Consider the following 25,030-nt stretch of genomic DNA (forward strand, 5'->3'; position numbering starts at 1 on the left):
GCCATGTACGTCATCCTCGTCTACGACACCGCAGTCGAACGCAACCCCAAAGTATTGAAGGCCTGCCGCAAGTACCTCCACTGGACCCAACGCAGCCACTTCCAAGGCGAACTCTCCACCGCCCAGTACCGCGCCCTGATGGCCACCCTCAACGCCACCATCGACCCCGAACACGACAGCATCGTCGCCTACACCACCCGCTCCCCAGAATCCGTCCAATCCACCACCCTCGGCCAAAACCTCGGCGGCCCAGGCGACATCCTGTAGCTGCACACGTCCTCTAGCCGACGGTGACAAGGAGCGGCATCAACTGCGGGACGGGCCGGGGGAGGTGTGTCAACCTCGGGGGGTGATGGGGACTGGCTGATCTGCCCGCCGCGGTGGAGCTGGTGCGGTTGCGAACCCTCCGGGGTTGATGAGGAACCTGCCCCTCCGTATGGCCCGCTACGGCCTTCCCCTCGCGTTGCGAACCCTCCGGGGTTGATGGGGACCCGGGGGCTAAGCCGGGCATTACCCCTCCCCTTAACGGGTTGCGAACCCTCTGGGGTTGATGAGGAACGCGTTGTCACGGGCCAGCTGCTGGCCGGTGTCGCGGATGTTGCGAACCCTCTGGGGTTGATGAGGAACCAGTCCATGACGGAACACCGGCCCTGCCCGACACCAGTTGCGAACCCTCTGGGGTTGATGAGGAACGCAAGAAGCGCGCCAAGGGTGGGGACGGAGACCCGGGGTTGCGAACCCTCTGGGGTTGATGAGGAACCAGAACAACGCCCCTCTCAGTCCGGCCCGCCAGACGTGTTGCGAACCCTCTGGGGTTGATGAGGAACGCGAGCGGCACTTCACCGCCTGGCTTGTGACCCGGCGTTGCGAACCCTCTGGGGTTGATGAGGAACCTGCGCAGCTGGTTGAGCAGCGGCAGGCGGTCCTGTTGCGAACCCTCTGGGGTTGATGAGGAACCCGAGTGTAAAGCCGCTGGTTGGGGGGTGGGGCTGGGTGTCGCGTGGGGGTGAAAGTGGAGCGGTCTGACGGTAGTGCAACGTTGCAGGTCAGAGGGGTGAGTGGGGCGCCGTGTAGGTGGTGGGGGAGTGGTCCGTGGGGTGTTGGGTTGATGGAGTCAGCCTAGCTCTGGTAGCAGGGCCGCACCTGGGATGCTGACAGGCTGTCTGGGAGTGCTGGGAGTGCTCGGTTGTGGGTGTGGTCCGAGGGGGCTGGGGTGGGGGTGGAGGGGGAGTGGTTCGGTCTTGGCGTCCGCGTACTGGGCGGAGCCTCCGCGTCGTCGCGTCGATGTCCCTCGGCGGTGCTCCCCACGGCTGTGTCTGGCGCCGGCCATCGCGGGGTGTCCACCTCCCGCTGTGGCGCGCCGGGGGCTGTCGGGTCGGCGGGGGCGGTAGGTGGGGAGGTCGCGGTGCGCGACGTCACCGGCCAGCCGGGTGTTCCGTTGAGGCCGTTCGGTCGTCCGGTGGGTGGGGAGATGGGCACGGAAGAGTGAACTCGTCCTGGGCCTGCGCGGCGGGTCTGTGATTCCCGGCACAGTAGGCCGGGCCGCCGACCGCGCCGAGGCGGCGGCCGGTTTTTCCGTGTGTTCACCGTGGGCAGCCGGAGCTCGTCACCACAAAACGGACACAACCGGCGCGAGGGGAGTGGAGAGGGGCGGGGAGCACCCCCGAGTGCCCGAGCCCGAGCCGCCTGCGGCTCGGGGCGAGCGCCCCCGCTCACCTGCGGGAACGCGCATAGACGGCGGCTCAAAAGAAAGCGCGCCCCCGGCAGGACTCGAACCTGCGGCCAAGTGCTTAGAAGGCACCCGGGGTTGGGAGGCGAACGGCGCACTGACCTGCGCTTTGGCGGCCAGTGGCCTTGCTTGGCAGGGGATTTCGACGCACATTTGACGCGGGTCGCTGCTGACATGTGGCTGAACCATCTGCCTCCCCGCTCACGCCGAAGGTATCTTCGGGGGCGCACCGCCTGCCGTCCATGAACCCAGCTTCGGAACCGGAAGCATGCCAGGAATTCCCCGATCGCACCGAAGTAGAATGTCCGAAGTCTCCGCAATCAAGCACTCCGCCCGACGGCGTCACCCACCACGGCACGTAATCACCCCAGTTCGCAGGCCGTTGCACCCCCGCCCACCCGGGCGGCTCCATTGAAGGTCGGCCAACGATCTGATGCAGCGTCGAGCGCGAGGCGCGGTTGCACCCCCGCCCACCCGGGCGGCTCCATTGAAGGCATGAGGGCGGTGACGGCCATGGTGTCGCCGGTGTCGTTGCACCCCCGCCCACCCGGGCGGCTCCATTGAAGGACGGTTCCGGTGGTGCCGTCGCGGTAGGCGATACCGTTGCACCCCCGCCCACCCGGGCGGCTCCATTGAAGGTGCCGAGGAGGCGCCGGAGGAGGCCAGGGCCTCGTTGTTGCACCCCCGCCCACCCGGGCGGCTCCATTGAAGGACCAGGCGGTGCGGCTGGACGGTGCTGGGCATGTCGTTGCACCCCCGCCCACCCGGGCGGCTCCATTGAAGGTCGATCAGGTTGGGGTGCCGGATGCCGTCCCGGTCGTTGCACCCCCGCCCACCCGGGCGGCTCCATTGAAGGACGACGGTGTTTGCTCAGTGCCGGATGATCACCCGGGAGTTGCACCCCCGCCCACGCGGGGGGCTCCATTGAAGGGCCAGGTCCCGGCGCAGACGGTCCACCATCGACCGGCGTTGCACCCCGCCCACCGAGGCGGCCCCATTGAAGGTCGTTGCCGCTGATGTCGTCGGCCTCGGTGTGTACCCGTTGTACCCCTGCCCATGCGAACGGCTCCATTGACGGGGGGTGTCGCGGGGCGAGCCGCCGACGTTGTGGCGGTTGAATCGCTTCCGGAGCGGTGGCTGCCCTCCTCTCGCGCCATCGGTGCCATGGACGTATCCGCTGGTGGATGCCCTGTGCCCGCCGTCTGACGTTCCGTTGTCAGTGGTGGGTGGCAGGATGCTGCGCGTACTGGTTCCGTCACCGTGTGGTGGGGAGTGGGCTGTGGCGCGCGAGTTGGGTGTGTCGTTCGGGGCGTTTATGCGTCGGGCGACGGGGCGTGAGGCGTTTCCGTTTCAGGAGCGGCTTGCGGTGGAGGGGTTGCCGGAGTTGTTGCGGGTGCCGCCTGGGTCGGGGAAGACGGAGGCGGCGGTGCTGCCGTGGCTGTGGCGGTTGTTGGAGCATCCGGACGCGGGGGTGCGGGCGGGGACGCCTGGGCGGTTGGTGTTCGTGTTGCCGATGCGGACGTTGGTGGAGCAGGTCGTCGACAAGGTGACGGCCTGGGTGGGGGAGTTGGGGCTGGGCGGGGAGGTGGGGGTTCATGTCCTGATGGGTGGTGAGGCCCGGGACGACGATGCCTGGCAGATGGATCCGTTTCGGCCTGCGGTGTTCGTGGGGACGCAGGACATGGTGTTGTCGCGACTGTTGCTGCGCGGGTACGGGGATGCTCGGGCGCGGTGGCCGGTGCCGTTCGGGCTGTTGCACAACGGGAGCCAGTTCATCTTCGACGAGACGCAGCTGATGGGTCCGGCGTTGTGGACGTCGGTGCAGTTGCAGGCGTTGCGGGAGAAGTTGGGGACGGCGGTGGGGTCGTCGTCGATGTGGATGTCGGCGACGGTGGATCCGGTCGAGTTGGTGACGGCGGACCGGACCGTGCCGCCCGTGCCGGTGGAGTTGAGCGCCGCCGACCGTGGCACGGAGGTGTTGGCCGAGCGGTTGGGCGCGCTGCGGCGCATTGAGCGGCTTGTGGTGCCGGATGAGCCGAAGGACTATCCGGGGGCGGTGGCTGAGGCGTTGGCCCGTCGACATGTGGCGGGGACGCGGACGTTGGCGTTCTTCAACACGGTGCGGCGTGCGGTGGAGGTGGCTCAGACGTTGTCCCGCCAGTTTTCCGGTGCGGGGGCGGCGCCCGAGGTGGTGTTGGTGCATGGGCAGTTTCGGCCGGGTGACCGTCGGCGGCTGGTGGATCGGGTGATGGCGGGGTGTGCGGGGGCGGGGCAGATCGTGGTCAGTACCCAGGCGTTGGAGGCCGGGGTCGACATGACGTCGCGGGTGTTGTTCACCGAGGTGGCGCCGTGGACGTCGGTGTTGCAGCGGTGTGGGCGGTGCAACCGGACGGGCGATGACCCTGGCGCTGAGGTGCTGTGGGCCTGGCCTCCCGGGGGGAAGCGGGCGTCCGCCCCTTATCCGGAGGAGGAGCTGGCGGCCTCGGCCGAGACGTTGGCCGGTTGGGAAGGGGCGGAGGTCACGCTGCCCGAGATGTTGGGGACGTCGGTGGTCCAGCAGAAGGTGGAGTATCTCCAGCTGCGTCGGCGGGACCTGTTGCAGCCGTGGGACACCATGCCGGATTTGAGTGGCGCGGATGTCGACGTGAGTCGGTGGATTCGGGACGGGCAGGAGCTGACCGGGCAGGTGGCCTGGCGGTCCTGGTCCGAGGGGCGGCCGGGTGAGGAGGGGGAGCGGTTTCCGGGGCGGGACGAGTTGTGTCCGGCTCCGTTGGATGACCTACGGGGGTTGGCGAAGGCGGGCCGGTTGTGGCTGTACGACCAGGTCGACGGCCTGTGGCGCCGGGTGGCGCCGAAGGGGGTTCGGCCGGGAGAGGTGTTCCTGATGGACGCCCGGCTGGGTGGCTACCAGGTGGAGACCGGGTGGGCGCCGAAATCCCGGACGCCGGTGCCAGTGGTCGCGGCGCGGACACGGGCCGCCGACGGCTTGGCTGGCGACCGGTGGTCGCAGGGGGACCGCTGGGTGAGTCTGGCGGAGCACGGGCGGGATGTGGAGGCGGAGTTGGCGGGGCTCCTCGCGTCCGCCGGTGAGGCGGTGGACGTTTCGCCCGCGCAGCGCCTTGCGGCGCGGGTCGCCGCCCGGCATCACGACCTTGGTAAGTCGCATGAAGTGTTTTGCTGCTCGTTGGCTCGGGCGGCTGGTGACGCGGTGCCGCCGGGGGAGGGACCCTGGGCGAAGGGCCCGGGGGAGCGGCTGCGCCACGAGCGTCCCTACTTCCGGCACGAGTTGGTGACGGCGCTGATGATGCTGGACCCGTCCAGTGGGCTGCTGGATGAGGTGGAGGAGGCCGACCTCGCGGTGTATCTGGCGGCGGCCCACCACGGGAAGGTGCGGGTGTCGGTGCGCTCGGTCGGGGCCGAGGGGGAGTCGCGGACGCCGCGCCTGCTGGGGGTGGAGCAGGGGGAGGCGGTCGGGCCGGTTGAGACGTCCGACGGGCGCCTTGTCCCGGAGATCAAGCTGGATCTGTCGGTGATGGCCCTGGGCGGTTCGACGAACGCCGTCGGTGACTCCTGGGTCCAGCGGGTGGTTGCCCTGCGGGATCGGTTGGATGCCGGGCCTTTCCGCGTCGGCTGGCTGGAGGCGCTGGTGCGGATGGCGGACTGGCGGGCCAGCCGCAGCTACCGCACCGATCCACCACCGGAGCTACCGGAGTCCGGCACGCTACCGCGACAACGTGCCGCCGCCAGCTCGGGCGAGTCCGAGGGGAAGCAGGAGGAGTTGTGGTGAGCGTGCGGGGTGTGGGCCTGCAAGGCATGGAAGCGGTCAGCCTGGCGGACTACCTGTGCGCTCTGGGGGTCCTGCGTGCGGTGGCCACCCAGGCCGATCCCGGGGCCACGCTGGCATGGCGTCAGGGCGTGCCGATCTTGGACAGCACGCTGAGCGGCGAGAATTTGGTGGGCTGGTTGAGCGAGGAGTTCACACCCAGCCCGATCATCTCGCCGTGGAACGCCGGCTCCGGGTTCAACGGCAACGGCAAGAGCAAGGAGGCCGAGCGGACCCTGGCCGCGGTCGAGGAGACCACCGACCCTCGGCTCGGCCCGCTGCGGGAGGCGGTGGCCGTTGGGCGGACGGTGGTGGCCGAAGGCCGGGCGCGAGGCTGGGCCGGGGGCACCATGTGGAGCGAGAAGCACAAGACCAGCCTGCTGACCCTGTGCCGCAACCGGCTCCCCGAGAACGCTCTGCCCTGGCTGGACGCCGCGTTCGCCCTCGACCTGGAGGACGTCTCCTACAACCCGCTGGCCGGCACCGGGGGCAACTTCCGCCGGCAGGAGCTGTCCGCCGGCTACCTCCAGCAGGTCCTCAACGCGACCCTGGACGCGCATGGCCGGTCCCTGGCCTGGGCCCGCTCGACGCTCACCGGAGTCGAAGGCGCCCCGTACCTGCGGGGAGCGGTGGGCCAGTACGACCCAGGGCGCGTCGGCGGCATCCACTCCTCCGTCTTCGAGAAGCTTGACGACGCCGGGTTCATCAACCCCTGGCGGGTGGTTCTCACCTGTGAGGGCCTGCTGTTGTTCGCCAGCTCGGTGGCGCGCCGCAACCACGCCACCGGTCTGGCCAGCCCTTTTGTGGTCCGCTCCACGCCCTACGGATACAGCACGGCGGCCGACGAGAACGGCAAGGGCGAGTTCTGGGCGCCCTTGTGGGAACGCCCGGCCCGGCTCTCCGAACTGGAACAGCTGCTGGGCGAGGGCCGTGCCCAGTACCGTGGCCGGCAGGCCCGCAACGGGTTCGACTTCGCCCGCGCCGCCGGATCGCTGGGCGTGGACCGCAACATCACCGCGTTTCGCCGGTTCGTCATCGTCGAACGCCTCGGGCAAAACCCCCTCGCCGCCCGAGCCGGGGACGTCCCCGTCGGCCCCCGCGCTCGACAACTCACCCTCCTCAACGAGGCGTTCGACTGGGTCGAGCGGCTCCGCGGCCCGATGCCGGCCGGCGTGGCGAGTCTGGCCCGTCGCGCCAAGGCCAGCATGTTCGCTCTTGCCGCCGGCACCGCGGAGCCCGATGTCGAAACGGCGGTATTTGTCAGGCGCTTCGGTCAGTTGCACGAGGCAGTCGCCCGCTCATCCCAGATGCGCGGCAAGACGCGCCCGTTCCAGCCCAGGGAGCGCCCCAGCTGGCGGCCCGCCTGGCTCGGAGGCGAACTGTCCCTGGCCGCCGCCCTCGCCAGCCTCTCCCACCGCCCTGGCGGCCCACCAGCCCTGCGTCCCCTCCTCACCCGCTGCACCAACCAGCCTTCGCGCCGGCTGGCCTGGAGCCAGGGTGCGCCCCCCAGCGGAGTGGACCTGGACGGGGCGACCCTGCCTCGGGCACTGGCCGCAGCACACCAGCACCGCCTCTGGGAGGTCGCCGCACAAGCGGCCGACCAGGGCGCGATGCCGTCCGTCAGCTATGCCACGGCCACCCAGGCCCCGCCGGGTTCCGGCCTGGTACAGGACTTTCTGGACGGTCTGCTCGACGACCAGCTTCTGGCCGAGCTGCTGCGCGGCCTCCTCATCCTCGGCTGGCGCACCACCGTCCGTCCGCCAGTCGAAGAGACCCCCGACCCTCCCCTGCGCACTGCCCTGGCCACCCTGCTGCCCTTCTACGGTGACGCCCTCCCCTTGATGCGCTCCCAACTCCACCCGGAACGAGCACCATTCAGCCCTGTTCTGCGGCCACGCCCGGACTGGGCGAACCGGCTTCGCGCCGGTCGTATCGAGCCTGTCCTGGCCGACGCCCGCAACCGCCTACGCCAAGCCCACTGCCCACCCATCCCCACCCCGCGCGACCTGCCGACCCTCGTGGACGGGACGCGTCTGGCCGCCACCCTGCTCATCCCCGCCCACACCGACCTCCGAGCCCGGGCCCTGACCCAGGTCAGCGTCACCGCCCGGCTTCCTCGCCCCTACCAGCAGAAGAACCACCAGCAGACAAAGGACGCCGTCTCGTGATCGACACCTCCGCCAACCGCATCCGGCTGCGCGCACCCCTGCGGCCCGCCCTCGGCTCCCGCTTCCAGCCCACCGGCTTCCCCGACCTTGGGGCCGCGGAGTTCACCTCCTACAACGACGACGGTGCTCCGGTCCGCTCCCTGCTGGTGGAATCCACCCAGTCCATGGCCAACCGCCTGGAGAACACCACCTGGGACCCCACCCAACAGGCCCCGATCGCGCTGCTATCCGACCTGCCTCACGTCGAGGTCCGTCACGCCGACGGCCCACCCCATCGCTTCCTGACCTCCTCCCGCCAGGAAGCCCACCGCCTGGCCTCCCCCTTCGTCCGCGAAGCCCAACTCGAAGACCGATCGATGGCCCAGGTCATCGGCCAGCGGCTCGACCTGGCCAACCACAAGCCCCTCGACTACCCAGCGATGGCTCGCTCCCTGATGTCGCTGGACCCGCTCGTTCTCCTCCACGGCTGCTTCTTCAACCAGAAGGCATGGCCAGGACAGCCCCGCTTCGCCCGCGCCGTCAGCGGCGCCATCGAGGCCCATGACATCGAACAGGCCATCAGCGGCGGCCGAAAGTCCGACCACGTCCGCCACACCACCAGTGGCGAAGGCGACGAAGGCACCGCCCTGGGCGGCAGCAGCGAAGGCTACGGCTCCATCCCCTTCTCCCGCGTCGAGTACACCGCCCGCCGGATCGAGGCCCAGTTCAGCGTCGACGTCCAACTCCTCCGCTCCTACGGCCTCACCCCCCACACCACGGAACTCCTCACCACACTCGCCCTCTGGGAGATCCGCACCTTCCTCGAAACCGGCCTACGCCTGCGCACCGCCTGCGACCTCGACCTGGCCGGCGACATCCAGGGCACCGCCCTCCTGCCCACCACCCAACAACTCACCCACCGGCTACAGGAACTACTGCCCCAGACCATCGCCGAACTCGACCACACCGGCCCCCTGACGGTGCTGTGGAGCGACGACAAGCCCAAGAAGCCACGCAAGCCCACCGGGAAGAAGACCGTCCCGGCGCCCGCTACGACGGAGAACGCCGAGGCCCAGGAAGAGGCCGCGTCCGCGTGATCACCCTCGCCTTCCCCTTCCCCAACCGCCGCTACCACGCCACCCCCTGGGGCCGCTACCTCAACGAGGGCGCCGTCGAACTCCCGCCCTCACCCTGGCGCATCCTGCGCACCCTCTACGCCGCTTGGAAAACCCGCCACCCCGAACTCGACACCGACACCATCCACCCCCTCCTCCACCAACTCGCCGCCCCACCCGTCTACCACCTCCCGCCCTACCAACTCGCCCACACCCGCCACTACCACCCCGACACCCACCACCGGGCCGACAACCACAGCACCGACAAAGCCATCGACGCCTTCGCCCTCCTCGGCGCCGACGCCACCCTCTACCTCACCTGGCACACCGCCGCCCCCACCCCCGCCCAACACAAGGCCCTCAACCTGCTCTGCCACGCCATCCCCTACCTCGGCCGCTCCGAAAGCATCACCGAAGCACGCCTCCACGACGGCCCACCGCCCACCGACACCCACACCCCCAGCGAACTCCAACTCTGGAACGACAACAGCGAGACATCACCCGCCACCGAAACCATCCAACTCCTCGCCCCCGCCGGCCCCCTCGACCTCACCGCCCTCACCCAACGCCCCATCGACATCCGCGCCGGCAAACACCGCTACCCACCGAACACCCGCCTCCTGCCCTACACCCTCCCCCTCCCCGACCCGACCCCCCACCGACACTCCCGCGCCACCGCCCGAACCCGCCCCGACATCACCGCGGTTCGCCTCACCCTCGCCGACCGCGCCCGCCCACCCCTCACCCAAGCACTGACCCTCACCGACGCCCTCCGAGCCGCCTGCATCAAACAACTCACCACCACCCACCCCGACCGCCTCCAACGAGCCAGCGTCCTCGCCGGCAAGAACGCCGACCAGACCCCCATGCAAGGCCACCGCCACACCCACTTCCTCCCCCACACCACCAACGGCCACCACATCGACGAAATCATCCTCTGGGCACCAGCCGGCCTCACCGACGAAGAACTCCACGCCATCCACGAAACCGCACGCACCCGAACCATCGGCGTCCCCCACGACATCCCCGGCCCCCACAACCTCCACCTCCGCGTCACCGCCTACGGCCCAGCCAAAGACGTCCTCCCCGCCCACTGGACCACCCCAGCCACCCGGTGGACCACCATCACCCCCTTCATCCCCCCACGCCACCGCAAGAAGAACCAAGAACTCCACACCTACCTCACCGCCGAAATCACCCGCGAACTCGGCCACCGCAACCTCCCCACGCCCACCGACATCACCATCACCCCCGGCCCCTGGTCCCGCCACACCCGACATCGCCGCTCCAAAAAGGAAACCCTCGCCAGTGCCCGCCCCGCCTACGGCCTCCAACTCACCTTCCCCCACGACATCCCCGGCCCCCTCACCCTCGGCCGCCACTCCCACTTCGGCCTCGGCACCTTCAACCCCACCCAATGACCCCAACCCCTGAAACGACTTCGGAACCCCAAGCACACCCGGAAACCCCGGATCGCACCGAAGAAAAATGTCTCATAAACCCTGTTATGCGCCTCCCGCTCGCACCTCCTCCAGCACCCCACAACCACAAACCACCAGTTCACAAGCCCAGCACCACCGCGCCGACGGGCGGCCCCATTGAAGGGCCTGCTCTGCTGGCGCGCGGGTCACGGGACCGCCCCCAGCACCACCGCGCCGACGGGCGGCCCCATTGAAGGTTGCTGACGCCGAGCCGGTCGGCGATCTCGCCGATGCCAGCACCACCGCACCGACGGGCGGCCCCATTGAAGGGATTGGGTGACGGAGGACATCTGGACGGCGAATGCGACCCAGCACCCCCGCCCCGAGGGGCGGCCCCATTGAAGGTCCTCTGCCAACTCCCGCACGGCCGCGTAGGAGCCCCAGCACCACCGCCCCGACGGGCGGCCCCATTGAAGGGGGTGGATCTTGACCCCGCCCTCGGCGTCGAAGTAATCCAGCACCCCCGCCCCGAGGGGCGGCCCCATTGAAGGTGCTCGTCGTTCGGGAGAGCCAGCGGCCCTCGAGCCAGCACCAAAGCCCTGGCGGGTGGCCCCATTGAACGGGGTGTCAGGCTTTCGCCCTGCCTGCTGCTGTCCAGGACTGCACTGTGGCCCAACTGGTGGCTCGATTGAAAGAGCGCCTGCGGCTTCTGCATCTTCCGTCAAGCGGCGCTGTCAATTCCGCTCTGGGCGCGGTGGCATTGCCTTTCGGGCTGAACCACGACGTCCGCGAGTGCGGTGGTGGCTGTGTGGCGGTCGCAGTCCAGGGCGGGCGTGTCTGAGTACCGGGGACATCTGCCGTACTGCGGCGATCTCGCCCCGGCCTACGTAGACCGAGGTGCCACCAACGGGCGCTGTGCGGCGGGTGATGTCGTCGAGGTTGGCCAGCGCGAAGACACCTAACGCGCAGGCGTCGCCATGAACTGCCGACGTCGTAAGCCCCGCTCTCCTCATTGGATCACCGCAGCCACCGTTCTCGCCGGCCATCGGCGGATCAGTGTCCCAGACGGGGGTGTGCGGACCCGATGAAGCGGTGACTGCCTACCAGCCCGCCCTGCTATATCTGATCCGGGCCGCGAGCCCTCGTGTCCCGGGAGGGGACGATTATGGCCGGTACTTTCCGGAGGTTGGGGCGGTGGTGAGGATCAGGCGGATGAGGTGGTCGTAGTCGATGCCCGTCGCAGCGGCCATGGTTGCGAGGTTTCCGTTGTGGGAGAGGCCGGGGAGGGTGTTGATCTCCAGCCAGAGGGGTGGTCCTTGGGGTGGGACGACGAAGTCGCTTCGGGAGTAGCCGGTGCATCCGATGGCGTGGTGTGCGGTGAGGGCGGCGGTGGTGATCGTTTCCGTGGTGGCGGGTGTGAGTGTGGCGGGGCATCGGTATTGGTAGGAGCCGGGTGTGCGTTTGGTGGTGTAGTCGTAGAACTCGACGCCGGGGCCGGTGGGCAGGGTCTCCAACGGGGGTAGTGCTGTCGGCTTCCCGTTGATCTCCAGGATTCCGCAGGTCACGGGAGTGCCTGTGGCGAAGGGTTCTGCGAACCAGCCGTCAGCGGGGTTGATCGTGTGGAGGGCGGCGTCGAGTTGGTGGGCGTTGCGGCAGAGGGTGATGCCGATGGAGCCGCCCTCGGATCGGGGTTTGAGCATCACTGGCCACGGCAGGACGTCGGCGATCGCCGACGTCAGGTCGATGGTGGGGAGGGTGGGGATTCCGGCTGCGGCTATGAGGGTCTTGGCGAGGGGCTTGTGCATGCCGATGGCGGAGGCGGTGACGCCCGATCCGGTGTAGGGGATGTGCAGCAGTTCCAGGAGTCCTTGGAGTTTGCCGTCCTCGGCCCGTTGGCCGGCGATGGCCAGCAGCGCTACATCGGGTTGCGTGGCGAGGAGTTGGTGGGTGAAGTCCTCGTTTGCCGCGTCGAGAAGGGTCGTGTGGTAGCCCTGCCGGCTCAGGGACTGGTGGGCGGTGCGGCCGGAGAGCAGGGATCGTTCCCGCTCGCTGGATGTGCCGCCGGAGATGACGGCGATCCGGCCGGGCCCGGGGACGTGCGTGGCCATCGGGTGGTGCTCCTGTCTGTGGTTCGGCATGTGGCCGGGGGGTGACGGGCGCTCAGGGGTTACGGTCGGAGCCCCGACCCGGCTGGCGCGTGCCGCGCCGGGCACGTTCTCTCCTCCTGACTGGGAGTCGCCTTGATCCCCCTCTCGCTCGAAGCCGTCGCCGCCGCCGTGGGCGGCCGTCTGTGCGATGTGCCCGCCCCGGCCGTGCTGGTGACCGGGCCGACGGTCTGCGATTCGCGCGCGGTGACGCCTGGTGGCTTGTTCGCCGCGTTGCCCGGCGAGCACGCCGACGGGCACGCTTACGCGGAGACAGCCATTGCGTCCGGGGCGGTGGCGGTGTTGGCCGCCCGGCCGGTCGGTGTTCCGGCCGTGGTGGTGGACGATGTGTTGGACGCGCTCGCGGCGCTGGCCCGTACGGTGTTGGCCGCTGTGCCAGAGGCGAGGGTGATCGGGCTGACGGGCTCGGCCGGCAAGACCAGCACCAAGGACCTGATCGCCCAGGTGTTGCCCGAGTTGGGGCCGACGGTCGCCACCGTGGCGTCGTTCAACGGGGAGCTGGGGATGCCGTTGACGATCACTCAGCTGCATCGTGATGTGCGCTTCCTGGTGCTGGAGATGGGGGCGCGCGGCATCGGCCATATCGCGCATCTGACGGGCATCGCGCCGCCCACGGTGGGCCTGGTGCTCAACGTCGGTACCGCGCATGTCGGTGAGTTCGGCGGTCGGGACAAGATCGCTGCCGCGAAAGGTGAGTTGGTCGAGGCTCTGCCCTCGGCCGTCGAGGGCGGCATCGCGGTGTTGAACGCGGACGACGAGCTGGTCGCCGCCATGGCCTCGCGCACCCGCGCCCGGGTGGTGACGTTCGGCGCCCGGCGGGCTGCCGATGTGCGGGCTGACGATGTCGCCCTCGACTCGGCCGGCCGCCCCTCATTCAGCCTGGTGGTGGGGGGCGAGCGGGCGCGCGTTGAACTGTCCTTGCACGGTGCCCACCAGGTGTCGAACGCCTTGGCCGCAGCGGCGGTCGCCGTGGCGTTGGGCGCCGATGTGGGGTTGACGGCCGCCGCACTGTCGGGGGCGCGGCTGGTGGCCGCCGGGCGGATGGAGGTCACCCACCGACCGGACAACATCGTGATCGTCAACGACGCGTTCAACGCGAACCCCGAGTCGATGCGGGCCGCCCTGGACGCGCTGACGGCCATGAGAGGCGAGCGCCGGGCCCTCGCGGTCCTGGGGGAGATGCGGGAACTCGGTCCGGACGCCGGCGAGGAACACGCTCGGGTCGGCCGTCTGGCCGCCGACGCCGGGCTCGGTGTGCTGGTGACGGTCGGCGGGGACGACGCGCGGGCGATGGCCGACGCCGCGAAGCAGGCACGGCCGGACCTGGAGGTCGTCGAATGCCGTGACCGGGACCACGCCCTGACCGTGGCCCGTGAACTGCTCCGCCCCGGTGACGTCGTCCTGGTCAAAAGCTCCCACAGCGTCGGGCTGGAGCATGTGGCGGTGTGCCTGGCCCAGCCCGACCCCGTGAGCGACACCCGCTAGACGACGGCGGCCACCGGCCGGTCCAGGGCCGGCGCGATCAGCGTCGCGAGACCGGCGACCTCGCCCACGCCCATCGTCACCACCACATCCCCGGGCCAGGCGGCGGCGGCGGTGACCACGGTGGCGGCCTCCGCCAGCCCTGCGGCCTGGTGCACGCGGGCCCCGGCCGCGACGGCGGCCCGCGCGATCCCATCCACGCCCACCGGCCCGGCCGCCGGGGCGAACGCGTCCCGCACCGGCAGGAGCACCACCTCGTCCGCCGCCGCCAGCGCCGCGCCCATCCGCGTGCCCAGGACCCGTACGCGGGGTGCTCCGCACGGCTCGAACGCGACGATCACCCGGCCGCCGGCGGCCAGTTCCCGCGCGGTGGTGAGGTCCGCGCGGATCGCGGTGGGGTGGTGGGCGAAGGAATCCACCACCCTCACCCCATCCCGCGTTCCGGGGAGGGTCTGCATCCTTCGGTGCACCCCCGCGAAGCCGGACATGCCGACCGCCAACGCTTCGGGCGCCTCGCCCAGGGTCCGGCCCGCCGCGTACGCGGCGACGGACGCGAGAACCGCCGGACGGCCGGGGGTGCGTACCGTCCACGACGCCCGCGCCCCGCCGGGGTCGAGCACGGTCACCGTGCTACCCGCCGCTGCGGGCACCACCGACAACAGCCGCACGTCGGCGCCCGTGCTCTCGCCGTAGGTGACCACCCGGGTACCCCTGCCACCGCCGTTGCGCCGTCGGACACGGTCGGCGACCTCACGTGCGCCGGCATCGTCGGCGCACACCACCAACGCCCCGGCGCCGGTGGCGAAGCCGGTCAGCGTGGCGACCACATCGCCGGTGCCGGCATAGGTCTCGGGGTGGTCGTCGTCGGCGTTCAACACCACCGCCACATCGGGCCGATACCCCGCCACGCTGCGGTCGCTCTCGTCCCCCTCGGCGACCAACAGCCCCGAGCCCGCACGCGCGTTGAGACCGTCGGCGACCGAGGCGGCCCCGGCCACCCAGGACGGGTTGCGGTGGCCCAGGGCGGCGGTCAGCATCAGCGTGGCCGTCGACTTCCCGTGGGTCCCGGACACGACCACCGACCGGTCGGCGTGCGACACGAGCTGGGCGAGCAGCTGGGAACGGTGGACCACCGGCACGCCTGCTGCCCGCGCCGCGAGGATCTCCGGATTGTCGGCGTCGACGGCGCTGGACCAGATGACCAGCGACGCTCCCGCGCTGTTGGACGCGTGGTGCCCGGTCGCGATCCGGCAGCCGGACGCTTCCAGCGCGGCGGCCCGCTGACCCGGACGGATGTCCGAACCCGACACCCGCGCACCACGGTGGGCGAGCAGAAGGGCCAGCGCGGACATGCCCGCCCCGCAGATACCCACAAAGTGGGGCCGGCTCAGGTCCAACGGACCGGCTGGCGGCGGGGGGATCTCCACATGCCTGGTTTCACACACGATGGTGTCTCCTCTGAGTGAGGTGGTGCCTGACGTGGACCTCCCCTGCCGACCGCAGAGGAGGAGGAAAGCAGCGACCGGGACCCGGCGGGTCACGGTCCGACCCCCGCGCGGTTCCGGCGGAGGCGGCTTCGGCGTTGAACCGGCCAGCGAACTGCCGCTGGACTGGCGGCGGCAGTGGCCCTTGCCCGCACCGCCGCGTCGAGCGGGTTGCGCGGTGAGCCCGCCATCACCATGACGCACGCCCCCACCTGGGGGAAGGCCGATCCGAGGTGCGGTAGAGGTGCGCTTGCGAGCACCTTCAGCGCACCCTCCGTGCCTATTCCGTGACGGGGACAAGGCCGCTACCGTCGATTGATCGCGCACCGCATTTTTGTCCTCACCACGGGGAGCAGATGATGCATCCGCTGACCCGGGCGCTTCGGACCCGGAACACGTCCAGCGCCCAGTTCGCCAGGGAGTTACGGACGCTGGCCGAGCAGCGTGGTGAGCACGTCAACCCGCAGAAAGGCGACGCGTATCGGTGGCAAGGGCGTGGCAAGGGCCAGCCGCGTCGGCCGGAGGACCTCACCCAGTACCTCATCGGCGAGTGGCTGGGCTTCGATCGCGAGGCTGTGGACCCGCCCACCTGGCCTCACTGGCTGGAGTCCGACCCACTCCAGCAGCCCCCCGACCACCCATGGACTCCCAACGGCACCCTCGCCGCCCTCACCGAGTCCTGGGAGGAGAACTTCATGGAACGCAGAACGTTCGGCATCCTCACCGGCACGACCCTGACCGCCAGCCTGTGGAAATGGCTCACCGCCGACCCGGCCGCCGCCGGACAGATCACCAGCGCCCGACGCATCGGCGAAGCCGCCGTCGCCCACGTCGAGACGCGGGTACGTGACCTCTGGCACGCCGATGACCTCGGTGGCGGTGGCCGGCTGTTGGACGAGAGCGCCGCCAGCCTGCGACTGGCCACCGACCTGCTACGCAACCGCGACTACAGCGACGCCCACGGTGCTCGCCTGTACGCGGCGGTCGCCGACCTGGCCCGCCAGCGGGCCGCCGCCGTTTTCGACGTGCACAACGTATGCCCCGACGCCCTCTTCGAGAGCGCACTGCGGGCCGCCCGGATCGCCGGCGACGACGCACTGGGCGCCAACATTCTTGGGTTCTGGGCGGTGGCCGCCTACAACACCGATCGACCACAGGACGCCGAGACGATGACCACGGTGGCGCTCTCCTCACTCAGGGGCCGCACCACCCCACGCGTCGAGGCGATGCTCACCACACGCCGAGCCCGCGCCCGCGCACACCTGCGGGATCAGGGATGCTGGGCCGACCTCGACCGCGCCGAGCACCTGCTCGCCGACGCCGGCGACCACCAAGACCCCGACTGGGCCTACTGGTTCGGAGCACCCGACATCCCCGCCGCACGTGCCAGCAGCCACCGCGACATGGGCCAGCCCGACCTCGCCGCCCAGCAGTTCGCCCAGACCGCAAACCTCTACGACCCCGCCTACGTCCGAGACCGGGCGCTCTACCTGAGCCGACAGGCCGACGCCGAGTACGACGCCGGCCACGTCGAAGCGGCCTGCTCCACCGCGTCCCAGGCCCTCGACCTCACCGAAACCATCACCTCACGCCGCACCACCGCACCGCTTCTCGACCTCGCCAACCGCCTGCGGAACTCCTCCGCACCCGAGGCCCGAGACTTCCACGAACGTGCCCACAGCACCCTGACCGCCTGACCCCGCCCTCTCCTTTCCTCCTCGCCCCGGCGACGCCACCCGCCCCGGGGCAGGCAGCCGCGCCTCGATCGGACGCCCCCCGCCAACGCGTCGGGCCACGTACGGCACGCCGCACACCGCCGACCCCTCCAAGTAGGGAGCGCTTCGTGATCCTGACCCTCGCCGAGATCGCAGCCGCGACCGGCGGCACCCTGCACGACACCCCCGACCCCCAACTGAGGGTGACCGGGACCACCTCAAGCGACTCACGCCAGATCGGCCCAGGCGGCATGTTCGTCGCACTGCCCGGCGCCCGCGTCGACGGCCACGACTTCGTCGCCCAGGCGGTCACGGCCGGAGCCGTCTGCGTGCTGGCCGAGCGCCCGGTCGGCGTCCCAGCCATCGTCGTGGACGATGTGGCCACGGCCCTGGGACGCCTCGCGCAACACGTCCTGACCCGCACCGAGGCACAGGTCATCGCCGTGACCGGCTCCGCCGGCAAGACCAGCACCAAAGACCTCCTCGCCCAGGTCCTCGCCCACCACGGTGTCACCGTCGCCTCCCCCCAGTCGTTCAACAGCAAGTTCGGCCTGCCCCTGACCGTCCTGCGCGCCCAGGAGAACACCCGCTACCTGGTGTTGGAAATGGGCGCCCGCTACCAGGGCGACATCGCTCACCTGGCATCGCTGGCCACCCCACGGATCGGCCTCGTGCTCAACGTCGGTGATGCCCACCTTGCGATGTTCGGTGGCCGTGATCAGATCGCGGCGGCGAAGGGCGAGTTGGTCGAAGCCCTGCCTCCTGCCGCCGAAGGCGGGGTCGCCGTCCTCAACGCCGACGACCCTCGCGTCGCGGCCATGGAAACCCGCACCCCAGCCCGCGTCGTCCGGTTCAGCGCACACCCCGAACGCGAAGCGGAGATCCGCGCAACGAGCATCGAACTGAACGCCGGCCGCGCCGCATTCACCCTCCACACGCCACACGGCACAGCCCCGGTACGCTTACGCGGCTTGGGCGCCCATCAGGTCCACAACGCGCTGGCAGCCGCCGCCGGCGCTCACATCCTGGGCATGGCCACCGACCAGATCGCCCAAGCCCTGTCCGAGGCAGAACCCAAGGCACAAGGGCGCCTGGAACCCTTGGAGCAAAAGCGCGCCGGCCTGACGATCATCAACGACGCGTTCAACGCCAGCCCCGCGTCCATGCGGGCCGCACTCCACACCCTCGCCTCCATCGGCACCAACCGGCGAACCATCGCGGTCCTGGGAGAGATGCGGGAACTCGGCGACCAGGCCCTCTCAACCCACGCGGACATCGGACGCCTCCTCGGCGAACTGGCCATCGACATCCTCGTCACCGTCGGCACCACCAACGAAGTCACCACCCTCGCCACCCACGCCGTGACCGCCCACCCGAATCTGCGCACCGAGGCAACCGATACCCCCGATGCCCTGCTACCGCTCCTAAAATCGTTGTTGCAGCCTGGAGACGTCGTCCTGGTGAAGGCGTCAAGAAGAGTCGGCCTGGAGACATTCGGCCAAACCCTCCACTCACACCTGCAAGACCTAGAAATCTCAGCTCCCGACCGCAGAGGATGAACGGGCGACTCCCGGCCTTGCCCGATGGGAAGCCGGGCTGGGGAGTCGTACATCAGGCAGAGGAGTAGGGGTAGGTCGGTCTCGATGCCAGGGCTGTGTCGTCTTGGTGTGTGGTCGGTTCGCGCTTTAGCGGGCCGCGTCGTTGTCGCCGACGTCCGTGAGGAACGCCTGCCAGGACGCCGATCCGAAGGTCAGGATCGGGCCGTCCGTGCGCTTGGAGTCGCGGACGCCGTGCGTCTCCTTCGCCAGCGCGGCGACCTCAACACAGTCGTTGGTACTGCCGCTTCGGGATGACTTGATCCACCGGACACCTGATGTGCTGCTCAACGGTTCGATTCTCTCTGTGGTCACAGCGTCTTCCTGATGTCGTTGATGAGTTCGTGGCGGCCGGTGGTGCGCCCCGCCTGCTTGCTGGCCGCTGCCGGAATCAGGCTGCGGGGTGCCAGCGCCAGGGGCGTGGGCCATGTTGTCCTTGGATGCAGGCAAGGCGGTGATGGGCTTGTTCAGCCGCAGCGGGATTCTCGCTGGCGATCTGAAACGCGAAGGTAACCTTGCGGAGTTCGCGTATGCCCCGGAGCGTCGGGTAGCCGGGCCAGGTCATGACGTCGTGGCCGTAGACAGTGCAGAACTGCTCGTACTCCGTAGTGGACAGCGCCCCCAGAGTCTCGTGGTCGACGGCGGTTGCCGTGAGGTCCCACTCGGGCGGGCCGAGCGAGGTGCGCTCGAAGTCGAGCAAGTGGGCTGTGCCGGTCTCGGTGGTCGCGACGTTGCCGCGCCAGGCATCGCCGTGGAGTACGCCTTCGGCCAGGCCGGCGGGGAGCGTGTCCCACTGCTGCCGCAGGGTGACGAGGTGGTTCAGGAGCCACTGCCGGTCGTGGTCGGCGAGCGCGCTGGCGGCGCTGATCCGCTCGGCCAGGCGGACGAACGGGTCCAGCCGTGCGAGTCCGAGGCCGTACGTCGGCTGTGGCAACCCGTGGAGGGTCCTGAGGAGCGAGGCCAACTCCGCTCCGGTGCCCGGTCGGTGAGGTGGAAGCTCCTTCCAGAGGGTGGCGCTGCGGTCGTCCACCCGGATGGGTTGGTCGATGGGGAGCGGGCGGACGGCGGGGACGTTGTGCTCGGCGAGCCAGCGGGTGACGGCGATCTCCCGGGCGGCGGCGGCCTGCTGGCCGGGGCGGGCGATCCGGACGACGACCTTGTTCGTCAGCCGCCACAGGTCGTTCTCGCCAAGGCGGATGGGCTCCGCGCCCGCTGTGGAGAGGCTGGCAGCAGCCGCGACCCGCTGGAGGACGGCGAAGGAGGCGGCGACGCGTTGCTCGGTCATGGCAGGACGGTAGTCCGGATCCGCCGGGCAGCGCCGTTCATGCCTTTGCCGGTGTCTCGTTCTGCCATGAAGCAGAAGGTGCGACAGGAAGTATCAGGTTGCCTTCGTTCGGCGAATGCGAGGTGCTGCCCGAATCCCTTGCCGAACGATTCTTTGAGCTGCTTTGGGGCTTCGTGTGTACTCATTTGGAGCCGTGGTGCCTGTAGTCCCGGGTGCCTGGGGCCCATTCGTGTTCCAGGATGGAATGGGTCACGGAGTCGCGCCATGCGCCGCCCACGTGGACGTGGTCGCGGATCGTGCCCTCTTCGACCATGCCGACTCGGCGGAGGAGAGCGGAGGATGCGGTGTTCTTCGGGGCGCGGGCGGCCCAGACGCGGTGCAGGCCGAGGTTGTTGAAGCCCAGCTGGAGAAGCGCGGCGACCAGGTCCGTGCCCAGGCCGCGTCCCCATACCGAGGGGTGGAGGGCGAAGCCAATCTGGGCCGCTCGTTGTCCGTCGAGGGCGAGCCGGGCGTATCCGATCAGTCCGGCACTCGCCGTGGACGCCGCGAGGGCGTACTCCGTTCGCGGCTCCGCGACGGCGGTCACCATCGACCGGGCGACGATCCCTCCGACCTGGGCTCGGCTGCGCGGTGCGAAGGACAGATGGCGGGTCGCCTCCGCGCTCCCGTAGATCGCATGGATAGCGTCCACGTCGTCCGTGGTGATCTCGCGCAGGGACAGGCGGTCGGTGGACAGGTTGATCGGGTACATGCCGGTGGACGCTACGGCATCAGCTGGGGAGGGCTGGTGTGGGATGTCGCGGTGAACTGCTCCAGCTGGGAACGGAGCTGTCGTGCAGGCGCGGCGGAGCGATGCGGTCCGGAGGAGAGCGCCTGGTGGACGCGGCGGGCGCTGATGGCCACTCCGGCGGGCCGTTGCTCCACGGGCAGGTCCAGCACGGGACTGATGGCCTCTTCGACGCCGTCCAGTGCACCGGCGCCTATCCGGGCAAGGGCGAGGACCGTACGGGCGCCTGCCTCATCTGAGAACGCCCGCTCGCTGTCGGGGGTGGCCTCGTATGCGGCGACGGCGCCCTGTGCGGCCTGCCCGGCGTCGTCGGCTCCAGGCAGCAGAACCTTTGCCTCCGCCCCGTAGTAGAGCTGGCGCGCGTGGCCGAACGTCAGGAGGCCGCCGATCGTGTCGAGATCGTCCGGGGCCACGTCGTCGCGGATGCCGTCCGCCCGATGGACCGCCGCTTCCACTCCACCGGCGTCACCCACCAGGGCATGCGCTCAGGCTTCCAGACTGGCGAGCCGGACGCCAACCGTGCCACCGGGAGCCGGGTCGTCGGCCGTGCCGCGTCGCGCGAAGTGAAGTGCCTCCCCCGGGGCGTCCGGCCCAATAGGAGATGAGGGACTGGAGGCCGCGGACCCAACCACCCATCGGGTTGTGATCGGCTTGCTCGGCGCAGATGCAGGCGGCGCGGGCCTGTCGCATCGTGGCGGCCGGGTCCCCGAGGTGGTGACTGCTCTTGGCCGGCATGCCAGCCGTCATCGCGGCCACCAGGTATAGGTCACGGGCCTGCGTCGGCTTCGCTTTTCCGCTCTCCAACAAGCGGAACGCCAAGTCCTGCGCCTCGACGAGATCGCTGAGGATCGTGTTCAGGGGGACGAGGGGGTAGGACTCGGCCAGGCGGTGTACCTCGTCCGTGAGGGAGCCCATTGTCTCCTCACCGAGTTGAGCACTCTCGGCGGTGATTGCCCAGCGCAGCGCGCGATTCGCGGCCATGGCTGCCATCCCTCTCATGTCGAGCAGCGTCTCCCCGTGAGGGAGACGGGTGTCTGACATCGCGACTTCCGAGGGCACACTCGTGCCGGATCGGGCACCTGCTAACCCATCGGGCACTGGCCCCAGGAGGTCTTCGATCCGGAGGGCAAACATGTGCTCCAGCACCCGGCGGGCATCCCGAGTTGCGAACCCTCCGGGGTTGATGAGGACCCCACCCGGCCCCGACCCACTGCCCTGACCGCACGGCGTTGCGAACCCTCCGGGGTTGATGAGGACCGGGCCATGCACGGCAGCCACCCCAGCCGCACCGCACCGTTGCGAACCCTCGGGGGTTGATGAGGACCTCCGCCCCCGTGGAGCCCACCGCCCACCCCGATCGTCATGTTGCGAACCCTCCGGGGTTGATGAGGATCGGCGGCGCGGTCTGCGGCCGACTACGTCGCGTCGGCGTTGCGAACCCTCCGGGGTTGATGAGGACGTGGGGAACAGCGTGCGGTAGCCGGGCAGGTCTCCCTGTTGCGAGCCCTCCGGGGTTGATGAGGACCTGGAGCAGCGGCTGATGGCGATCCAGGCGTCGGCGTTGCGAACCCTCCGGGGTTGATGAGGACCCGAGTGTAAAGCCGCTGGTTGAAGGTCAGATCAGGGTGCCGTGGGTGGGTGAAAGTGCAGCACTCTGGTGGTAGTGCAACGTCGCAGGTCAGAAAGATGGAAGGGGCGTTGCGCAGGAGGCGCGGGAGCGGCCCGTGGAGTCTTGGGCTGATGGAGCCGGCCTGGCTTCGGCACAGGAGGCACACCTGAAATGCTGGCAGGTTAATTATGAGAGCTTGGACGTGAGGGTAGCCGAGAGTGCTTGCTGGCTGGTGTCGTGGCGGGGGGCCACTAAGGACCTTGAATTCCCGCCCACCATGCAGAGGGCCTCCCAACACGAGGCGACGCGCGCCTGCTCTCAGGCGACCGATGTCCACACCCAAGGGCGGGGCCCGGCCCTGCCCTGGACGCAGGAGAGGCGGTGGTGGGCTTCGGGTATGGCGGCGGGGTTGTCGGTGGCTGTCTGGAGGGCGAAGGTGAGCGCGCGGAGTTCGCGGAGGGTTCGGAGGGTGGGGTAGCCGGGCCAGGTGGTGACGTCGTGGCCGTAGGCGTCGCAGAATTGCTGGTAGTCCTCGTGGGAGAGGGTGCCGAAGGTGTCGCTTCGTATCGCGGTGGAGGTCAGATCCCATTCCGGGGGGCCGAGCGAGGTTCGTTCGAAGTCCATCAGCACAGCCCCGTCCACGGTGATGGCGCAGTTGCCGCCCCACGCGTCGCCGTGAACAACGCTGTGGGGCAGGCCGGTCGGGAGCGTCTCCCAGTCGTGACGGAGGGCTTCAAAATGCGACAGCAGCCATGTGCGGTCTTGTTCCGTGATGGTGGTGGCCGTGACGATCCGGTCCTTGACGCGGATCAGCGGGTTGAGCTGGCCGATGGGGAAGTCGGGTTGGGGGAGGTCGTGCAGTTGGCGGAGGAGCGGGGCGAGGTCGGTCTCGGTGCCGGGGTGGTGTCGGGGGAGTTCTTCCCAGAAGGTCGCCGGCCTGCCCTGGGCGTGCAGCGGTTGTTCGATGGCCAGGGGGCGGACGGCGGGTACGGCGTGGTCGGCGAGCCAACGGGTGACGGCGACCTCGCGTTCCGCCGCCGCGCTTTGTTCGGCGCGGCTGATGCGTACGACGATGTGTTCGGGGAGTCGCCATAGGTCGTTCTCGCCGAGACGGATGGGCTCGGCTCCGGTGGCGTCGAAGCCGGCGACGGCGCATATCTCGCGCAGGATGGCGAGCGACTGCCGGGCTCGTATGCCTTCGTTCATGCCAGCACTGTCCTGATGCGTGCGTGGAGTTCGGCGACTTCCGGTCGCCGGGCGTGCTTGATAGCCGCATTGGCCAAGTCCCGCACGTCGGTGGCGGCACGTTGGGACCTCAGAAGGCCGATCTCGTCCAGCGAACGGTGGGCGATGGCCGTCGCCTCGCTCGGGTCGCCGGTGGTCATGGTCAGGGTGGCGAGCTTGGTGCCCGACAGTGCCCGGGAGCGGACGTAGGCATCGGTGTGGTGCTCGATGGCGCTTTCCAGCCGTGCACTGGCCAGGGTGGGTGACTGGTCAGGGAGCAGGGCGATGTCGAAGGCGGCGTGCCCGGTGTCCCCGTGGTGTTGGGCGTAGTCGTAGTACGCCATCCACGGCGCGTCCTCGTCCTCGCGGGCGTGGCCGAAGATGTCGTCCGAGCGGCCGATCGCGGTCAGGGTCTGCTGCCGGTCGCCCAGCTTGCCCAGGGCGCGGGCTCGGGCGTTGTGGAGCATGGCGCGTTCGCGGTGGGTGAGGCGATCGGCGCGAATGAGCCCCATCTCGGCGTAGGTGAGGCCCTGGTCGGGGGAGCCACGCCAGATCATCTGCCGGGAGCGCAGGCTGAGTGCCCGGGCGCGCAGATGCCAGTTGTCCGCCTGTTCCGCGCACTGGCGGGCGTAGTCCAACAGGGAAGCGGCATCGTCGTGTTCATGGGCGTCGAAGGCGCTCGCGCCCACCACCATGGCCAGGTGTCCTACCTCGGTGAACAGCTCAGAGCGCAGCCGGGGTGGACAGGAGATGTCGAGCAGCCCCTTGGCCCAGGCGAGTTGGCCGAACGCGGCGGTGCGCAGGATGCCGCCGCCACCGTGGCGGTGGTCCCAGCTGGCGTGATCGCGCGCGGCGGCGCGTACCTGGTCGATGTCCTCGGGGCGTACGACCTTGGGCAGCTCGGTCCTCCCGAGCCGTTGGATCATCTCGGCGAAGACGCCCGGGCTGACGGCGGCCAGACCGCCGGTGGCGAGAAACGCGCGGCGTTCGACGGACGACAGTTTCCGTGGCGGCGTTGGCTCCGAGCGGCGGTTGTCCGCATCGGCACCCCGCTTGTCCGCATTCGCCTCCACTCTCCGCCAGAGCCTTCGGAGCGCGCCACCCGCCTCCAGCACGTCATCGAACAGAGCCGCAAGCTCGGCGTTACAGGAGCGCTCGGCCTTCTCGATACGCTCAACGGAAGTGCCACTGAGGTGCACCTTTCGCCCCAGCGTGACCGTGGACAGCCCCCGAGTGTTGCGCCAGTTGCGCAACTCGACGCCGAACCAGGCACGGGTGGAGGCGGTGTCGTCGAGCGGCTTCGGCTTCTGCGGCATGAGGCAACTCCCTTGGTACACCGATGCGGACAACGCCGCGAGCATCGAATGGTCCGCATCGTCATTCCGTTCAAGACGAGAATGCTGCCGGACGGAAGGGCTCCTACCCTTCCGGTAACCGTCACAACACGAG

Annotated in this window: 16 protein-coding genes, 1 tRNA gene and 2 CRISPR repeat arrays; of the genes, 8 read left to right on the plus strand and 9 right to left on the minus strand. The window is 69.7% G+C overall.

Going from position 1 to position 25,030, the window contains the following annotated elements:
- Positions 1 to 3: 3 nt before the first annotated feature.
- Complete coding sequence (gene cas2, locus K4G22_RS20860) at positions 4 to 267, plus strand: CRISPR-associated endonuclease Cas2 (protein WP_228081818.1); 264 nt, start codon at positions 4 to 6, stop codon at positions 265 to 267.
- Positions 268 to 394: 127 nt separating this feature from the next.
- A CRISPR array of direct repeats spans positions 395 to 957; the repeat unit is 30 nt; unit sequence GTTGCGAACCCTCTGGGGTTGATGAGGAAC.
- Between the two features lie 798 nt (positions 958 to 1,755).
- On the opposite strand, the gene K4G22_RS20865 is transcribed toward cas2, so the two are convergent.
- Positions 1,756 to 1,843, minus strand: a tRNA-Ser gene (locus K4G22_RS20865).
- A 1,165-nt stretch (positions 1,844 to 3,008) separates the two neighbouring features.
- Here K4G22_RS20865 and cas3g point away from each other — a divergent pair.
- From cas3g to csb2, 4 genes are read left to right on the plus strand one after another with little or no spacing between them, the layout of a single operon-like run.
- Complete coding sequence (gene cas3g, locus K4G22_RS31680) at positions 3,009 to 5,516, plus strand: type I-G CRISPR-associated helicase/endonuclease Cas3g (RefSeq protein ID WP_265590241.1); 2,508 nt, start codon at positions 3,009 to 3,011, stop codon at positions 5,514 to 5,516.
- A complete protein-coding gene (gene cas8g1 / locus K4G22_RS20885; protein ID WP_228081819.1) occupies positions 5,513 to 7,720 on the plus strand; it encodes a type I-G CRISPR-associated protein Cas8g1/Csx17 in 2,208 nt (735 codons plus the stop codon). The genes cas3g and cas8g1 overlap by 4 nt, the downstream gene beginning before the upstream one ends.
- Positions 7,717 to 8,796, plus strand: a complete 1,080-nt coding sequence (gene cas7g / locus K4G22_RS20890) for a type I-G CRISPR-associated RAMP protein Csb1/Cas7g (RefSeq protein ID WP_228081820.1) — start codon at positions 7,717 to 7,719, stop codon at positions 8,794 to 8,796. The genes cas8g1 and cas7g overlap by 4 nt, the downstream gene beginning before the upstream one ends.
- Complete coding sequence (gene csb2, locus K4G22_RS20895; RefSeq protein WP_228081821.1) at positions 8,793 to 10,235, plus strand: type I-G CRISPR-associated protein Csb2; 1,443 nt, start codon at positions 8,793 to 8,795, stop codon at positions 10,233 to 10,235. Before cas7g ends, csb2 begins: the two co-directional genes overlap by 4 nt.
- A gap of 1,163 nt (positions 10,236 to 11,398) precedes the next feature.
- On the opposite strand, the gene K4G22_RS20900 is transcribed toward csb2, so the two are convergent.
- On the minus strand, positions 11,399 to 12,343 hold the full coding sequence (locus K4G22_RS20900) for a D-alanine--D-alanine ligase family protein (protein ID WP_228081822.1): 945 nt from the start codon (positions 12,341 to 12,343) through the stop codon (positions 11,399 to 11,401).
- Positions 12,344 to 12,475: 132 nt separating this feature from the next.
- Between K4G22_RS20900 and K4G22_RS20905 the strand changes: the two genes are divergently transcribed.
- Entirely contained in the window at positions 12,476 to 13,885 is a 1,410-nt protein-coding gene (locus tag K4G22_RS20905) for a UDP-N-acetylmuramoyl-tripeptide--D-alanyl-D-alanine ligase (protein ID WP_228081823.1), read from the plus strand.
- Here K4G22_RS20905 and K4G22_RS20910 read toward each other — a convergent pair.
- Positions 13,882 to 15,693, minus strand: coding sequence for a UDP-N-acetylmuramate--L-alanine ligase (locus tag K4G22_RS20910; protein ID WP_322785117.1), 1,812 nt, complete (start codon positions 15,691 to 15,693; stop codon positions 13,882 to 13,884). The genes K4G22_RS20905 and K4G22_RS20910 overlap by 4 nt on opposite strands.
- A 29-nt stretch (positions 15,694 to 15,722) precedes the next feature.
- On the opposite strand from K4G22_RS20910, the gene K4G22_RS20915 reads away from it, so the two are divergent.
- Positions 15,723 to 17,063 carry an NsdA family TPR-like regulatory protein gene (locus tag K4G22_RS20915; RefSeq protein ID WP_228081824.1) on the plus strand — a complete coding sequence of 447 codons (1,341 nt, stop codon included), beginning with the start codon at positions 15,723 to 15,725 and terminating at the stop codon, positions 17,061 to 17,063.
- A 146-nt stretch (positions 17,064 to 17,209) separates the two neighbouring features.
- Positions 17,210 to 18,640: a UDP-N-acetylmuramoyl-tripeptide--D-alanyl-D-alanine ligase gene (locus K4G22_RS20920; RefSeq protein ID WP_228081825.1), complete on the plus strand. Its 1,431-nt coding sequence runs from the start codon at positions 17,210 to 17,212 to the stop codon at positions 18,638 to 18,640.
- 126 nt (positions 18,641 to 18,766) lie between these two features.
- On the opposite strand, the gene K4G22_RS20925 is transcribed toward K4G22_RS20920, so the two are convergent.
- The 6 genes from K4G22_RS20925 to K4G22_RS20950 form a co-directional block, all read right to left on the minus strand.
- Positions 18,767 to 18,967, minus strand: a complete 201-nt coding sequence (locus K4G22_RS20925; protein ID WP_228081826.1) for a DUF397 domain-containing protein — start codon at positions 18,965 to 18,967, stop codon at positions 18,767 to 18,769.
- Positions 18,968 to 19,067: 100 nt separating this feature from the next.
- Positions 19,068 to 19,961: a phosphotransferase enzyme family protein gene (locus K4G22_RS20930; protein ID WP_228081827.1), complete on the minus strand. Its 894-nt coding sequence runs from the start codon at positions 19,959 to 19,961 to the stop codon at positions 19,068 to 19,070.
- Between the two features lie 181 nt (positions 19,962 to 20,142).
- Positions 20,143 to 20,712, minus strand: coding sequence for a GNAT family N-acetyltransferase (locus K4G22_RS20935; RefSeq protein WP_228081828.1), 570 nt, complete (start codon positions 20,710 to 20,712; stop codon positions 20,143 to 20,145).
- A gap of 11 nt (positions 20,713 to 20,723) precedes the next feature.
- Positions 20,724 to 21,221, minus strand: a complete 498-nt coding sequence (locus tag K4G22_RS20940; RefSeq protein ID WP_228081829.1) for a hypothetical protein — start codon at positions 21,219 to 21,221, stop codon at positions 20,724 to 20,726.
- Positions 21,222 to 21,910: 689 nt separating this feature from the next.
- Positions 21,911 to 22,338: a CRISPR direct-repeat array (repeat unit 30 nt; unit sequence GTTGCGAACCCTCCGGGGTTGATGAGGACC).
- Between the two features lie 337 nt (positions 22,339 to 22,675).
- Positions 22,676 to 23,563, minus strand: coding sequence for an aminoglycoside phosphotransferase family protein (locus K4G22_RS20945; protein ID WP_228081830.1), 888 nt, complete (start codon positions 23,561 to 23,563; stop codon positions 22,676 to 22,678).
- On the minus strand, positions 23,560 to 24,897 hold the full coding sequence (locus K4G22_RS20950; RefSeq protein WP_228081831.1) for an NsdA family TPR-like regulatory protein: 1,338 nt from the start codon (positions 24,895 to 24,897) through the stop codon (positions 23,560 to 23,562). The genes K4G22_RS20945 and K4G22_RS20950 overlap by 4 nt, the downstream gene beginning before the upstream one ends.
- Between the last annotated feature and the right edge of the window lie 133 nt (positions 24,898 to 25,030).

Origin of the sequence: Streptomyces profundus (genome assembly GCF_020740535.1) — a bacterium.
GTDB lineage: Bacteria > Actinomycetota > Actinomycetes > Streptomycetales > Streptomycetaceae > Streptomyces > Streptomyces profundus.